The following is a 14,541-nucleotide window of genomic DNA, read 5'->3' on the forward strand; positions in this document are numbered from 1 at the left end:
GAAAAAAATTAGTATTCTAATGGCTATAACCGCAACTACAGTGGCGTTTGGACAAAGTCAAAAATCAAGTTCAATTAAATATCCTGAAACAAAAAAGGGAGATGTTGTTGATACTTATTTTGATGCAAAAATTAGCGATCCATATCGTTGGTTAGAAGATGATAAATCTGAAGAAACAGCTGCTTGGGTAAAAGCACAGAATAAAGTTACCTATGCGTATTTAGACCAAATTCCTTTTCGTGATGAATTAAAAAAACGAATGGAGAAACTATGGAACTATGAAAAAATTGGAGCACCTTCTGTAAAAGGAAAAGCTACTTATTATTCTAAAAATAACGGTTTGCAAAATCAATCTGTAGTTTATAGAAAAGGAGAAAATGGTAAAGATGAGGTTTTCTTAGATCCAAATACATTCTCAAAAGACGGAACCACATCGTTAGGAGGATTAGATTTTACTAAAGACGGAACCATCGCAGCATACTCTATTTCTGAGGGAGGAAGCGATTGGAGAAAAGTAATTATCATAAACGCACAAACACGTAAAATTCTAGAAGATACTTTGGTAGACGTAAAGTTTAGTGGTATCTCTTGGAAAGGAAACGAAGGATTTTACTATTCTAGTTATGAGAAACCAAAAGGAAGTGAATTGTCTGCTAAAACAGATCAACATAAATTGTACTTCCATAAACTAGGAACACCTCAAAAAGACGATAAAGTTATTTTTGGAGCAGATCAAAAAAGAAGATATGTTGGAGGTTCTGTAACCGATGATATGAAATATTTAATTATCACAGCGGCGAATTCTACTTACGGAAATGAGTTGTACATTAAAGATTTAACTAAAGAAAATAGTCCAATTGTTACTATTGTAGATAATTTTAAAAGCGCTAATTCAGTAATCGAAAACGAAGGATCAAAATTGTTTATCGAAACTGATTTAAATGCACCAAACAAACGTATTGTAACAGTTGATGCAAATAATGCAAAACCAGAAAACTGGAAAAACTTTATTGCAGAAACAGATAATGTATTGTCACCATCAACAGGAGGAGGCTATTTCTTTGCAAAATACATGAAAGATGCCGTTTCTGTAGTAAAACAATATGACTACACAGGAAAATTAATCCGTGAGATCAAATTGCCAGCGGTAGGAACAGCAGGTGGTTTTAGTGGAGAAAAAGACGATAAAGTTGTGTACTACTCATTTACCAATTACACAATTCCAGGAACTATTTATTCTTTGGATGTTAAAACAGGAAAATCAGTAGTTTATCAGCAACCTAAAGTTGATTTCAAAAGCGCTGATTACGAATCAAAACAAGTATTTTATACTTCAAAAGACGGAACAAAAGTTCCAATGATTATCACTTATAAAAAAGGATTAAAATTAAACGGTAAAAACCCAACCATTTTATATGGTTACGGAGGGTTTAATGCAAGCTTAACGCCATCATTTAATATTGCTAACGCAGTTTGGATGGAAAACGGTGGAGTTTATGCAGTTCCAAATCTTCGTGGAGGAGGAGAATACGGTAAAAAATGGCATGATGCAGGAACAAAAATGCAAAAGCAAAATGTATTTGATGATTTCATTGCAGCAGCTGAATATCTTATCGCTCAAAAATATACATCTTCAGATTTCTTAGCAATTCGCGGAGGTTCAAACGGAGGATTATTAGTAGGAGCAACAATGACACAACGTCCAGAATTAATGAAAGTGGCTTTACCAGCAGTAGGAGTTATGGATATGTTACGTTACCATACATTTACAGCAGGAGCAGGATGGGCATACGATTACGGAACATCTCAAGATAGCAAAGAAATGTTTGAATATATCAAAGGATATTCACCAGTTCATACTGTAAAAAAAGGAGTTCATTACCCAGCAACTATGGTAACTACAGGAGATCATGATGATAGAGTAGTGCCAGCACATAGTTTTAAATTTGCAGCCGAATTACAAGAAAAACAAACAGGAGACAATCCAGTTTTAATTCGTATCGATGTAAAAGCAGGACATGGAGCAGGAAAATCTGTAGCAGCTACAATTCAAGAAAATGTCGATATTCAGGCATTTACATTGTACAATATGGGATTCAAAGAATTACCTAAAAAATAATTTTTAGCCATAGGTTAAGATGATTTTCACAGATTAATTTATTTGTGGTTAATTTAATACTAACACGGATTTCACTAATTAGCAGTAATTAGAGAGATCCGTGTTTTTTTTGTGCAATATTGGATTTAAAGAATTCTATAAAAAGTTTTTTTCTTGCCACAGATTAATATGATTTTCACAGATTAATCCATTTAATACTTTAATCTGTGGCAAAAAATTCAGCAGCTAAACTCGTGAAGTTTTAATTCGAGTCAATTCGAGTGTTTTTTTGTGCAATATTGGATTTATAGAATTCTGTAAAAAGTTATTTTTCAGCCACAGATTAATATGGTTTTCACAGATTAATATGATTTTCACAGATTAATCCATTTAATACTTTAATCTGTGGCAAAAAATTAGCCGGTAAACTCGTAAAGTTTTAATTCGAGTCAATTCGAGTGTTTTTTTGTACAATATTTGATTTAAAGAATTCTGTAAAAAGTTTTTTTCTTGCCACAGATTAAGATGGTTTTCAAAGATTAATTCATTTAATCCTTTAATCTGTGGCAAAAAATAATTCGGGAATTAGTGGCTAACTTTTTTAAATAAACCTTTTTCGCTTAAATTTGAATTAACTAAAAAAACAAAGAATGGAAATTATCAGATGGGGAATTATAGGCTGTGGTAATGTGACCGAAGTTAAGAGTGGGCCAGCATTTCAGAAAGTAAAAAACTCCGCTTTGGTTGCAGTAATGCGTCGGGATGCAAAATTGGCCGAGGACTATGCAAAGCGTCATAATGTAGTCAAATGGTATTCGGATGCAATAGATTTAATAAATGATCCAGAGGTAGATGCTGTTTATATTGCAACACCACCATCATCGCATAAAGAATATACGCTTTTATGTGCCAAAGTGGGAAAACCTGTATATGTCGAAAAACCAATGGCAATGAATTTTGAAGAATGCAACGAAATGATACAAGCTTGCAAAGAAAACAATGTGCCTTTGTTTGTGGCTTATTATCGCAGATGTTTGCCCCGTTTTTTAAAAATCAAAGAGCTAATCGATACTGGAGCAATTGGAACACCAAGACATGTAAATTGTGTTTTATATCATTCTTTTGAAGCAAGATACGACGATGAAATTAATTTGCCTTGGACAGTTTTACCGCATATTTCTGGTGGAGGAATATTTGTTGACTTAGCGTGTCACACATTAGATTTTCTAGATTTTGTTTTCGGTCCAATTAAGTCAGTTCGTGGTCATGCTACATCGCAACTTTTGGCGTATCCAGCCGAAGATAGTGTCTCAATGTCGTTTTTGTTCGAAAACGGAATTCACGGTACTGGTTTGTGGAATTTTGCCAGTTACAAACGAGAAGATAAAGTCGAAATTGTAGGCGATAAAGGAAAGATCTCCTTTTCAACCTTTGGTACTGATCCAGTAGTATTCGAGGATAAAGATGGAAAAATTGAAAGCTTCCCGATAGAAAACCCAATACATATTCAGCAACCACTTATCGAAACAGTAGTACAAGAATTATTAGGTAATCCGGGTTGCCCGTCTAATGGAGTTTCGGCTTCAAGAACTAATTGGGTGATGGATGAAGTTTTAAAAGAATTTAGAGAAAAGAGAAAAGAAAATAGAGAAAAGAAAATAGAGAAAAGAAAATAGAGAATAGAAAATAGAAAAAAGAGAAAAGAAGCAAGAAGAAAGATGAGATGTTAAAACAGAAGGGTAGTATGTAGAGGTTGAAACAGAAGAGTGGAATGTTGAGGTTTGCATCTCTCAATCTCCCATTTTACATTTCATTTTTCTTCTGACTTCTGTACCTCACATCACACGTCTTACTTTTCACATCTTTCATCTTTCATCTCACATCTTGAATCTTTATTCTTTTTTCTATTATCAGTTCTCTTTCCTCTTTCCTCTTTACTCTTTCCTCTTTACTCTTTTTTCTATTCTCTTTCCTCTTTCTTCTTTCTTCTCACAATATATGTAAGTAAATAGTGTTGTTTCTTCCGTTTTAGGTTATCTTTAATACTACTTTACAAATCCACATATCAATGAAACAATTTCTTCAGTCAGCCTCTTTTAAAAAGTATGCCAAGCGTGTTGCTTTGTTTTTCTTGGGACTTATTGGTTTGGTGCTAATAGCGTCAGGCGGATTAGCATTTTACTTTAGTAATAACAAAGCCGAAATTGTCTCTAAAATAAACAATAAGATAAATGATAACATCAGCGGGAAAATTCATATTGGAGATATTCAGTACAAGTTTCTCACGGGGTTTCCAAATCTTACTTTAGCCTTAAAAGATGTTGAGCTAAAAGACAGTTTGTGGGCAGAGCACAAGAGAACATTTCTAGTAGCAAAAGAAATAGAAGTACGATTAAATGTCATGAGTTTGCTATCTGATAAAATTGACTTTCATAAAATCGAAATAAATAGCGCAACACTCGATTTATACAATGGTCCAAACGGAATAACAAACACAGATATTTTTAGGAAGAAGCCGAAAAAAGAAACAAACGAAAGTACAAAAACAACATTGGTCGATGAAATTAGTATGACCAATGTGCATTTTATTTCCGAAAACAAACCGCGAAATAAGTTGTTTGATTTTGAGGTAATGGCACTAAAAGCCAAAATTAATTATGATGGCGACAATTGGCAAACCAATGTTTTTGTAGATACAAATGTAAAAAGCATGGCGTTTAATACAGAAAAAGGAAGCTTTGCCAAAGACAAACGAATTAGAGGAATCATAGCAGTTGATTATAAATTAGATCAAAATAAAATCACAGCCAATGTTGATGGATTAGCAATAGGAGGAGATAAATTTGATGTTAAATCCAGTTTTGATGTAGGTAAGGGAACTTCTAATTTCTTGATTGACATAAAAACAAAGATTCTTTGGAAAGATGCCACCAATTTATTGGTCAATAATATTAGTTCAAAACTAATTTTTTACGATTTAAAAAAGCCAATTGATGTAAGATGTATTCTTGATGGAGATTTTGATTCTGAAGGAGATCCCAAAATTAATGTAACAGCTGTAGTAGAAAATAATGAACTGCATATTCCAGATGGTTCTATTTCAGATTGTAGCTTCAACGGAAAATTCACGAATATATTCAAAGAAGAATTGGGTTGTGAAGATGCTAATTCGGCTATAATAATAAAAGATTTTAAAGGAGCCTATAACAAAATGGCTTTTGTGATTTCAGATGCAATGATACATAATCTGGATAAACCAGTTGGAACAGGGATATTAAAAGCCAATTTTGATGTTACAAATCTCAATAGTATAATCGATAGTAATTTAATGCGTTTTTCAAACGGTCAAGCCAAAGTCGATTTTAAATTCGAATGTGATATCGTCGATTTGTACTTTAGAAAACCCAAATTTATAGGAAGCGTTCGAGTAGCCAATGCCAGTTTAAAGTATATTCCGAAAGGACTTAATTTTGAAAAAACAAACATACAGTTGGACTTTACGGAACAAGCACTTTTAATTAAAAAATTTGCATTCAAAGACCGACACAATACCGTTTATGTAGAAGGAAGAGTCGATAACTTCTTGAATCTGTATTATGATGCTCCCGAAAAGATGTTAATCGATTGGAAGATTTCTAGTCCAAGTATCGATATAAAACAGTTTATAGGAGTGATTGCTGCAACGCAACAAAAGAAACAAGTTGCAAAAAGCACAGCCAATCATCAGAATTTTTCAGATCAGCTACATACAGTTATAAATAAATGTCAAGTTGCATTGCAACTAAATTTAGATAAGTTGGTTTACGGAAAACTAACGGCTTCAAATGCCAAGGCAACAATAAAACTAACCAATTCAAATGTAACAGTCCAAAATGGATTTTTGAAAACATCAGGAGGAACGGTTGCTTTCTCGGGAGTCTTGAATCCAATCGGGAATAAGTATAAGCTACAGTCAAATGCACAGGTAAATAATGTAGATATTACCAGTTTTCTGACTTCATTCAATAACTTCGATATCAAGTCATTTGAGGCAAATGATATAAAAGGAAAATTAACAACCAAAGCAAATATTGATGGGCTAATGGATGCTAAAGGAGATTTAGTACCAAAATCGGCAACAGGAAATGTTAGTTTTAATGTCAATAATGGTGCTTTGGTAAACTTTGAACCAATTGTAAAAATTGGAAAGTTTGCATTTCCGTTTCGAGATGTAAAAAATATTACATTCAGTGATTTGGCAGGAAACCTAGTTGTTAGAGGACATGATATTGATGTGGTAGATTTAAGAGTGAGTTCGAGTGTTTTAAATTTCGATGTCGAAGGAGTTTATTCCATCGGAAACAATACCAAGCTAGCGATGACAGTTCCACTCCGAAATTCTAAAAATGATACCAAACTAGCTACCAAAGAAGAGCGAGATGCCATTCGCAACCGAGGAATCGTTTTGCATTTACTAGCCGTAGACGAAGGAGGGAAAATAAAAATAAAATGGGGGAGGAAAGATAAGTAAGGGTATTTTATAAATGAAAAAACAACTTCAAATAAGAATAATAAAATCTATATTTGAATGCAATCATCATAATAAAAAATGGATCCAAAAAAATTGTGGACACGCGAAGAATTAATATTAGCTTTCAATTTATACTTGAAAATTGCTTTTGGAAAAACACATTCAAGTAATCCCCGAATAATTGAATTAGCAAATCTTATTAATAGAACTCCTGCCTCAATTGTAATGAGATTAGGTAATTTTGCTAGTATTGACCCTTTTCATATTAATAGAGGAATTACTGGTTTGAAAAACGGAATGAATCAAGTACAGCCTATTTGGAATGAATTTTTTAATAATCAAGAGGAATTGGTTTTCTTGAGTGAACAAATTCTTGCCAAAAAAGAGAATGTTACAATCGAAAAGAAATTTGAAGAGATACTTTTTGATGTAAAAGACTTAAAAGGAGAAGATGTTACTAGAGTAGTAAAGACGAGAGTAAATCAATCTGTTTTTAGGCAAATGGTTTTATCTAATTACAATAATAAATGTGCAATTACAGGAATTGATGTTCCAGAGCTTTTGTTAGCTAGTCATATAATACCTTGGTCTAAAAATGAAGAGCATCGGTTAAATCCTGAAAACGGAATTTGTTTTTCGGCACTTTATGATAAAGCTTTTGATAAAGGATTAATTGCGATAGATTTAAATCACGAAATAATATTCTCTGATAGAATTAAAAAGAAAAAAGGAACAGAATTTTTTGATAGATATTTTAGTAAAATCGAAAATCAAAAAATAATATCTGCTCATATTACACCGCGAAAAGAATTTCTTGAATATCATCTTGATACGATTTTTAATTCTTTGGTTTGATAATTATTACGGAGTTACTCGCGAAGATTTCTCATTCTTCGAAATGACAATTCTGCGCAGATTTGCAAGCAACTAACTCTACAAAATACTTCCCCAATCTTGTCTTTTCGACGCAGGAGAAATCTCCACAAGAAATTCCACAATCTTTGTGGAGTTACTAAGAGAAAATCTTTATATATCAGAATAACAAAATACACGAAAAATATTATAAAGCAAAAAAAGCCACTTCACAGTGGCTTTTTTTGTTATTCGGTATCCAGATAAGGATTTAAAATTTCGGCTAGTTCATTTAACCAATAGAAACTATTTTCGAGGGTTGATTTTTCGAGTTGAAGGGTTTCGCATTCTCGCATTAGACTTAGCGAAAGCATGTGATTTATTTGTCTAATTGTTTTTGCCATGTCTTGAGGGGCAATTGAATTGTTGAAAAACTCAGTTAACCTCAATTCTGTTTCTTTTGAAAGGGTGTTTGTACTCATAATCTTTGTATTTAGGAAATATAAAACCCGCACAGGTTAGATGTCCTACGCCACAAAGAGCGTTGCAGTTGTTTCCAATACTGCCACCGTACCGCACGGGCAAAAGTTTTTCTGAGTTCATGATCTTTGTGTTTAGGACTGCAAAGGTATCAAAAAAAGGGGAGCCAATTAAATGTATTTCTTACAATTTAGTAGATCTATTATTGTAGCATTTCTTGTGTGATTTCTCCTTCGTCGGAATGATAATATTGGGCGAAAAAAAATGGAATTATTTTCTTAATGTTTTATTAACTTCTTCGTTTTTTTGTTCAAATTTTGATAGCTTTGAGAAACAAACATTAAATATATAGTAAGATGAAAATTCAAATCAACACCGACAAAAACATAGAAGGACACGAGAGATTAGAAGCTTATTTCTCTGGCGAATTAAATAAATCGTTAGCACGTTTTGAAGACAAGGTTACACGCATCGAAGTGCATTTTGGAGACGAAAACGGAGAGAAATTTAGTCTGAACGATAAAAAATGTGTGATTGAAGTTCGTCCAGTAAAATTACAGCCTATTACAGCTACTGAGCATGCCGATACGCTTGAAAAAGCTTTTAACGGTGCTTTGAGTAAAGTTAAAAAATCACTTACTACAGCTTTCGAAAAAATGAAAGAGTATTAATTTATATACAATAATTAAAAAATGTTATTTAACACATAGAGACATAGTTCTGATAGGTATTGGAATAGAATTGATAATCAAAGATGATTTAAGAAAAATATTTTTTTCGCATAGCTTATGTGTATTTATTTTAAGTGAAACGTCTTTTTTTAGACTTTGTTAAGCTATGTTCCTATGTGTTAAAATAACGGTTACAATAATTTAAAAATGGCATTATCTTAAATTTAGATAATGCCATTTTTTATTTTAATAAAGCGTTCATGTCTTTCCAATGAAAAATTTTAACCTTGTCATCATGATGATTAATACTATTTACCATCGCTTTGGCTATATCACTTGCTTCAATGCCTTTGTATTTACTTAGGTTGCCCATGAACAAAGGATTGATGAATTTAAATAGCGTTATGAAAACCTTTTCAAGAGGGCGATTCTCTTTTCTATTACCTAAAATCATAGATGGTCGAAAGATAAATGTATGATCAAAATCTAAACTAATAATATCTTGTTCCGTTTCTCCCTTTAGTTTAGTGTAAAAAACAGATGAATTAGGATTTGCTCCAACTGCTGAAACTAGAAAAACAGCTTTTGCACCATTCTCTTTTGCTAGTTTTGCTGATAGTAAAGGGTAATCATGATCAATCTGATAATAGATTTTTTTATCGGGAGTTTTCTTTTGGGTACTTCCAAGAGCAATAAAAATTTCATCTACTGCGATATCTTTTGCAACTTCGGGTAAGGAATGAAAATCTGCTATAAGCGTTTTTAGTTTCGGATGTTGAATGTTTAAATCTTTCCTTACAACAATTGTTATCTGCTCATAATTGGGACTCTTAAGAAGATCCTCAAGAATATAAGATCCAACTAATCCGCTTGCTCCGTATAAAATCGCTTTTTTCATAATAGATAAATTTGTTTTTCGAAGTTATAAATTTTTGCCACAGATTTCACAGATTAGATTGATTAATCTTTTTTAAACCTTTAATCAGTGGCAAAAACAACAACCTAGTATTTTAATATTTAGGATTGAAACGACTTTGTTAGGTTTTTAATCTTCTAAAACAAAACTTTATAAATCAATTAAGAAAATAATAACGCTTTTCGTGATTGTAAGAAGTAATTTTGTAGTCCCAAAAAGGAAGTGTATTATATGTAAGATATAAGCGACTTAATTTTGAGATATCGAATAATAAATCATTTAAAATAAATTCATGAAAAAGCAATTACTAGCATTGTTAACCCTAATTTTTATAGGTTTTGGTGCAAATGCACAAGTTAAAACACCAGATACAAACGTTTTGGTTCTTATACATTCACAAAGTGGAGGAACGTATAAAATGGCAAAAGCAATGGCAGAGGGAATTCAGGAGTATCCAAATACAAAAGCAACAATAAAAAGAGTTCCTTCAATCAATCCAAAGGAAAAATTGACAGCTGAGGTTGAGAAATTGCCAATTGCAACAATCGAAGAATTGGCTAATTACGACGGAATAGCTTTTGGAAGTCCGGTTCACTTTGCTAATATCAGTGCCGATATGAGTTACTTTTTCAGTAAAAGTATTCCGATTTGGACATCAAGAGTTTTAGAAGGAAAACCAGCAACAGTTTTTATGTCGGCTGGATCAGGAGCAGGAAAAGAAGCAGCGATTTTGTCTTTTTGGAACATCCTTGCATCACACGGAATGGTAATTGTACCAACAGGAATTATGGGAACAGCAACTTTGGATAAAACAGTTCCACAAGGAAACACGCCTTTTGGAGCAACTTCATTGGCTGGATCAACAGGAACAAGACCTTCTGCTAGCGAATTGAATTTGGCTAAAGAACAAGGTAAAGCTTTGGCAAGAGTTGCTTCGGGATTGAAAAATACAGAAAGTGCTAAAATGCTAAAAGGGACTTCGGCAGAAACTAAAGTAGGTTTTGATGTCAATAAAGTATTAAAAGATAATAATATCGTGATTCCAGAAGCTCCAATGCCAGTTGGAAATTATGTTCCATATACAATTTCGAACAATAAAGTTTACATCAACCAAGTTGCGTTAAAAGATGGAAAGATATTACATCCGGGTAGAATTGGTACAACAGTTACCGATGAGCAAGCTAAGGAAGCAACATATCAAACAATGCTAAATGTTATTGCAGTATTGAAAGTAGCTTGTGGAGGCGATTTGAATAAAGTAAAACAATGTGTGCAGTTAACAGGATATTTTAATACAACTCCAGAATATACAGGACATGCAGGAATTATGAATTCGGCTTCTAATTTAACAGCATTAGTTTTTGGAGAAAAAGGAAAACATGCAAGAGCAACAATTGGTGCAGGTTCTTTACCAGTAAATTCAGCAGTAGAAATTCAAGCTATTTTCGAAATCGAATAAGGATATCTTTCAGAATAAAAAGACAAAACCCGAATACATCATTTAAGTGTATTCGGGTTTTTGTTTTATGTTAAGCCGATTAAAATCGCTAGTTTATGATTTTGGTAGCGCTGCACCTACTGCAATATCACAACGGTGACCTTCTTGTCCGTGTGGTGGATTCATTCCTGGTGCGGTTGGCTCGCTATTTGGTGCAGGAAGTGGAACAGCCATTTGTTGACTTACCGTACCCGATTCAGATTGTGTTGTTGCTTTTGGAGTAGCAGCAACGGAATTTAATGGTGCGCCAACAGCAATATCACAACGGTGTCCTTTTTGTCCATGCGGAGGATTCATTCCTTTGGCAGTAGTTGTTGTTGGTTGCGCAGTTGCTGTATTTGTTACTACTGCTGTAGGAGCAGTTTGAGTTGTAGTTGTCATTTGCTGTGTTGCTTGTGCTGGAGCAGCAGAATTTAAAGGAGCTCCAACTTCAATGTCGCAACGGTGACCCGGTTGCCCGTGAGCAGGATTAAGTCCTCCTGTAGCACCCATAACGGTGTTTGGGTTTGCTGTTGGTGCCGGAGCTTGAACTACCGAATTTGCTTTAGTCGTGTCTTGAGCCAATCCTAATTTTACCAATTCAGAAGCAGGAGTGCTTTCTTGAGGTTCTAACTCTTTTTTGCAAGAAGCAAAAAGAAATGAAGAAATGATTAACGAGCTTATAAAGATTTTCGAATTCATGAGTAAGTAATTTTAAAGTTCTCAAATATACTCGTTTTTTTAATAAATTTTGTAATAGCTCTTTGTTAAAAAGAAGTTTAGCCACAGATTAAAAGGATTAGAATGATTTTTTTTTATGTGATTAAATTATTGTAGGTAATGTAAAAATATTTAAGTTTAAGGTTTTATACTGTGACTGCAAACTGAGACTGAGACTGAATACTGCGACTGCTATTTGTTTCAGGTTCTCGACTGTGACTGCAAACTGTGACTGAGACTGAGACTGATTACTGCGACTGCTATTTTGTTTCAAGTTCTGGGCTGTGACTGCAAACTGAGACTGAATACTGATATTGTTTATTTTTGTTTCAAGTTCTGGGCTGTGACTGCAAACTGAAACTGAGACTGAATACTGCGACTGCTATTTTGTTTCAAGTTCTGGGCTGTGACTGAAAACTGAATACTGCGACTGCTTAGGTATCTAAGAAGTCTAAAGAGAAACTAAAAACTAATTATACTAAATACTATGAAAAAATTAATCGTTCTACTGTTATTCGTTACATCTTTTGCGGAAGCACAAACATCAGACACTGATAAAATTAATAAAACGCTCGATGCTTGGCACAAAGCTGCGGGAGATGCTAGTTTTGAACCTTATTTTGCTTTGATGGCAAATGATGCAATTTTTATAGGTACAGATGCTACCGAGAATTGGAACAAAGCCGATTTTAAAGTTTGGGCGAAGCCTTTTTTTGATAAAGGCAAAGCTTGGAATTTTACAGCATTAGAACGTCATGTGTTTTTTGATGCAACAGGAAAAACGGCTTGGTTTGATGAGTTACTTGATACTCAAATGAAAATTTGTCGTGGATCTGGAGTTATGGTAAAAGAAGGAAAAGAATGGAAAGTAAAGCATTATGTCCTGTCTATGACTATTCCGAATGATAATGTGGATGAAATTATTAAAATTAAGGCTCCTATTGAAGATGTTCTAATTACTAAATTAAAGAAAAAGTAAATAAAGAGTTTGTTTTTAGATGTTCAAGAAAGAGGGATTTGATGTGGTTTTTTTCATTTTTGAAATCAGATGCGATTCATTCGTTTATATTCCTTAATTTTGCCGAAATATTTGTAAAAAAGTGGGAAGTAAAAATAAACTAAAGAGATTCAAGGAAAACGAAACATTTGATAACGTTTTTCAACCAACGAGAGAAGAAGTTGTAGGCGATTTATTTCCTCACAAAGGGAAATGGAACAAAGACTTCTTTAAGAATGATAATCCGTTGGTACTTGAGTTAGGTTGTGGAAAAGGAGAATATTCAGTAGGATTAGCAGAGAGATATCCAAATAAGAATTTTATTGGAATCGATATAAAAGGAGCTCGTTTCTGGCGTGGTGCAAAAACTGCTGTAGAAACAGGTTTGCATAATGTTGCTTTTATCCGTACTCAAATCGAATTGATAAACCATATTTTTGCCGAAAATGAAGTAGATGAAATCTGGATTACTTTTCCAGATCCACAAATAAAATACAAACGTACAAAGCACCGAATGACTAATTCGGAATTTTTACAGTTGTATAAAAAAATCCTTAAAAAAGATGGTGTTGTAAATTTAAAAACCGATAGTGAATTTATGCATGGTTACACCTTAGGGTTGTTACATGGAGAAGGACATGAGGTTTTGTATGCCAACCATAATGTGTATGTAAACGAGGGAAGCCCAGAAGAGGTAACTGCTTTTCAAACATTTTATGAGAAGCAATACTTAGAAATTAATAAGGCAATTACGTATATTCGTTTTAAAATTAAAGCGTAGTTCTTTTTTACATTCCCCAATGCCCATTTTTTAATACATGATACGTAGCGCATGACATTTATTATTCCCTTAATTTTAGGTTTTATTACGGCTTTTATTGGTATTATTCCGCCAGGATTAATAAACATGACGGCAGCCAAAGTGAATTTAAAAGAAGGGAAAAAAAATGCCTTGTGGTTTGTTGTAGGCGCAGTGCTTATTATCTTCTGTCAAGTTTATTTGGCGATTTTATCGGCAAGGATTATTGATCAGCGACCTGATGTTGTACTGTTATTGCGCGAAATTGGATTTATAATCTTTGCTATTTTGACAATCTACTTTCTTTGGATTGCAAAAGAGCCTAAAAAGAAAAAAAATAAGATTAAAAATAACAGTAAGAAAAGCCGTTTCTTTTTAGGAATGTTACTTTCAGCGCTTAATTTTTTCCCAATTCCGTATTATGTATTTGTTAGTGTTACACTGGCTTCGTATAAATTGTTTGTGTTCGAAAACTATTTTATATCGGTGTTTGTAACGGGATCCGTTTTGGGATCGTTTACCGTTTTTTACTGTTATATTGCTTTCTTCCAAAAGATAGAGCAGAAAACAGATTATATACTTAAAAACATGAATATCATTATCGGAAGCATCACAGGTGTAATTTCGATAATTACACTTTTCAATATCGTACGATATTATTTCGCTTAGATTTCACTTAAAATAAAGCCATGGCAGAGGATAATTTTTTCGAAAGGGTATATGTGATAGTAAGGCAGATTCCTTACGGAAAAGTAACTTCGTATGGCGCTATAGCAAAAGCATTGGGAACAGCACGTTCAGCAAGAATGGTGGGTTGGGCAATGAATGCTTGTCATAATAGGGACGATGTTCCTGCACATCGTGTTGTAAATAGAAAAGGCTTACTTAGTGGTAAACATCATTTTGACGGAACAAACTTAATGCAACAATTACTCGAAAGCGAAGGCATTGAAGTCGTTGACAACCAAATAGTCGATTTCGAAAAACACTTTTGGAAACCGGATTTTTAGTCTTCAGTTTT

Annotated in this window: 13 protein-coding genes; 10 read left to right on the forward strand and 3 right to left on the reverse strand. The window is 33.4% G+C overall.

Annotation, left to right across the window (positions count from 1 at the left end; translation table 11 throughout):
* Window positions 1–19: 19 nt before the first annotated feature.
* The 4 genes from QWY99_RS21640 (at window position 20) to QWY99_RS21655 (ending at window position 7,463) form a co-directional block, all read left to right on the forward strand.
* The gene (locus QWY99_RS21640; protein WP_379690420.1) at window positions 20–2,119 is read left to right on the forward strand and encodes a prolyl oligopeptidase family serine peptidase; all 2,100 of its coding nucleotides are present in this window, start codon (window positions 20–22) and stop codon (window positions 2,117–2,119) included.
* Window positions 2,120–2,748: 629 nt separating this feature from the next.
* Complete coding sequence (locus tag QWY99_RS21645) at window positions 2,749–3,774, forward strand: Gfo/Idh/MocA family protein (protein ID WP_290268044.1); 1,026 nt, start codon at window positions 2,749–2,751, stop codon at window positions 3,772–3,774.
* 392 nt (window positions 3,775–4,166) lie between these two features.
* Window positions 4,167–6,608 (forward strand): AsmA family protein, encoded by a 2,442-nt coding sequence (locus QWY99_RS21650; RefSeq protein WP_290268046.1) that lies wholly within the window; start codon window positions 4,167–4,169, stop codon window positions 6,606–6,608.
* 78 nt (window positions 6,609–6,686) lie between these two features.
* On the forward strand, window positions 6,687–7,463 hold the full coding sequence (locus QWY99_RS21655; RefSeq protein WP_290268048.1) for an HNH endonuclease: 777 nt from the start codon (window positions 6,687–6,689) through the stop codon (window positions 7,461–7,463).
* 245 nt (window positions 7,464–7,708) lie between these two features.
* Here the strand turns inward: QWY99_RS21655 and QWY99_RS21660 are convergent, their stop codons facing one another.
* The gene (locus tag QWY99_RS21660; protein WP_290268050.1) at window positions 7,709–7,942 is read right to left on the reverse strand and encodes a hypothetical protein; all 234 of its coding nucleotides are present in this window, start codon (window positions 7,940–7,942) and stop codon (window positions 7,709–7,711) included.
* Window positions 7,943–8,296: 354 nt separating this feature from the next.
* On the opposite strand from QWY99_RS21660, the gene QWY99_RS21665 reads away from it, so the two are divergent.
* Window positions 8,297–8,611 (forward strand): HPF/RaiA family ribosome-associated protein, encoded by a 315-nt coding sequence (locus QWY99_RS21665; RefSeq protein ID WP_290268052.1) that lies wholly within the window; start codon window positions 8,297–8,299, stop codon window positions 8,609–8,611.
* Window positions 8,612–8,852: 241 nt separating this feature from the next.
* Here the strand turns inward: QWY99_RS21665 and QWY99_RS21670 are convergent, their stop codons facing one another.
* Window positions 8,853–9,509: an oxidoreductase gene (locus QWY99_RS21670; RefSeq protein WP_290268054.1), complete on the reverse strand. Its 657-nt coding sequence runs from the start codon at window positions 9,507–9,509 to the stop codon at window positions 8,853–8,855.
* Window positions 9,510–9,819: 310 nt separating this feature from the next.
* Here QWY99_RS21670 and wrbA point away from each other — a divergent pair, with 310 nt between their 5' ends.
* A complete protein-coding gene (wrbA, locus tag QWY99_RS21675) occupies window positions 9,820–10,986 on the forward strand; it encodes an NAD(P)H:quinone oxidoreductase (RefSeq protein WP_290268057.1) in 1,167 nt (388 codons plus the stop codon).
* A 93-nt stretch (window positions 10,987–11,079) separates the two neighbouring features.
* Here wrbA and QWY99_RS21680 read toward each other — a convergent pair whose 3' ends face one another.
* The gene (locus tag QWY99_RS21680) at window positions 11,080–11,706 is read right to left on the reverse strand and encodes a hypothetical protein (RefSeq protein WP_290268059.1); all 627 of its coding nucleotides are present in this window, start codon (window positions 11,704–11,706) and stop codon (window positions 11,080–11,082) included.
* 505 nt (window positions 11,707–12,211) lie between these two features.
* On the opposite strand from QWY99_RS21680, the gene QWY99_RS21685 reads away from it, so the two are divergent.
* From QWY99_RS21685 to QWY99_RS21700, 4 genes are all read left to right on the forward strand, one after another.
* Window positions 12,212–12,703 carry a nuclear transport factor 2 family protein gene (locus tag QWY99_RS21685; RefSeq protein WP_290268060.1) on the forward strand — a complete coding sequence of 164 codons (492 nt, stop codon included), beginning with the start codon at window positions 12,212–12,214 and terminating at the stop codon, window positions 12,701–12,703.
* 121 nt (window positions 12,704–12,824) lie between these two features.
* The gene (trmB, locus tag QWY99_RS21690) at window positions 12,825–13,502 is read left to right on the forward strand and encodes a tRNA (guanosine(46)-N7)-methyltransferase TrmB (RefSeq protein WP_039113764.1); all 678 of its coding nucleotides are present in this window, start codon (window positions 12,825–12,827) and stop codon (window positions 13,500–13,502) included.
* Window positions 13,503–13,553: 51 nt separating this feature from the next.
* A complete protein-coding gene (locus tag QWY99_RS21695) occupies window positions 13,554–14,189 on the forward strand; it encodes a LysE family transporter (protein ID WP_290268065.1) in 636 nt (211 codons plus the stop codon).
* 20 nt (window positions 14,190–14,209) lie between these two features.
* On the forward strand, window positions 14,210–14,530 hold the full coding sequence (locus tag QWY99_RS21700; RefSeq protein ID WP_290268068.1) for an MGMT family protein: 321 nt from the start codon (window positions 14,210–14,212) through the stop codon (window positions 14,528–14,530).
* Window positions 14,531–14,541 lie beyond the last annotated feature (11 nt).

The organism is Flavobacterium branchiarum (assembly GCF_030409845.1).
Lineage (GTDB): Bacteria > Bacteroidota > Bacteroidia > Flavobacteriales > Flavobacteriaceae > Flavobacterium > Flavobacterium branchiarum.

Bases quoted from the DNA above. Each gene is read 5' to 3' on its own strand.
- QWY99_RS21680 (WP_290268059.1), bottom strand. From the start codon at position 11,706: ATGAATTCGAAAATCTTTATAAGCTCGTTAATCATTTCTTCATTTCTT.
- QWY99_RS21650 (WP_290268046.1), top strand. From the start codon at position 4,167: ATGAAACAATTTCTTCAGTCAGCCTCTTTTAAAAAGTATGCCAAGCGT.
- wrbA (WP_290268057.1), top strand. From the start codon at position 9,820: ATGAAAAAGCAATTACTAGCATTGTTAACCCTAATTTTTATAGGTTTT.
- QWY99_RS21665 (WP_290268052.1), top strand. From the start codon at position 8,297: ATGAAAATTCAAATCAACACCGACAAAAACATAGAAGGACACGAGAGA.
- QWY99_RS21700 (WP_290268068.1), top strand. From the start codon at position 14,210: ATGGCAGAGGATAATTTTTTCGAAAGGGTATATGTGATAGTAAGGCAG.
- QWY99_RS21640 (WP_379690420.1), top strand. From the start codon at position 20: ATGGCTATAACCGCAACTACAGTGGCGTTTGGACAAAGTCAAAAATCA.
- QWY99_RS21695 (WP_290268065.1), top strand. From the start codon at position 13,554: ATGACATTTATTATTCCCTTAATTTTAGGTTTTATTACGGCTTTTATT.
- QWY99_RS21655 (WP_290268048.1), top strand. From the start codon at position 6,687: ATGGATCCAAAAAAATTGTGGACACGCGAAGAATTAATATTAGCTTTC.
- QWY99_RS21670 (WP_290268054.1), bottom strand. From the start codon at position 9,509: ATGAAAAAAGCGATTTTATACGGAGCAAGCGGATTAGTTGGATCTTAT.
- QWY99_RS21660 (WP_290268050.1), bottom strand. From the start codon at position 7,942: ATGAGTACAAACACCCTTTCAAAAGAAACAGAATTGAGGTTAACTGAG.
- QWY99_RS21645 (WP_290268044.1), top strand. From the start codon at position 2,749: ATGGAAATTATCAGATGGGGAATTATAGGCTGTGGTAATGTGACCGAA.
- QWY99_RS21685 (WP_290268060.1), top strand. From the start codon at position 12,212: ATGAAAAAATTAATCGTTCTACTGTTATTCGTTACATCTTTTGCGGAA.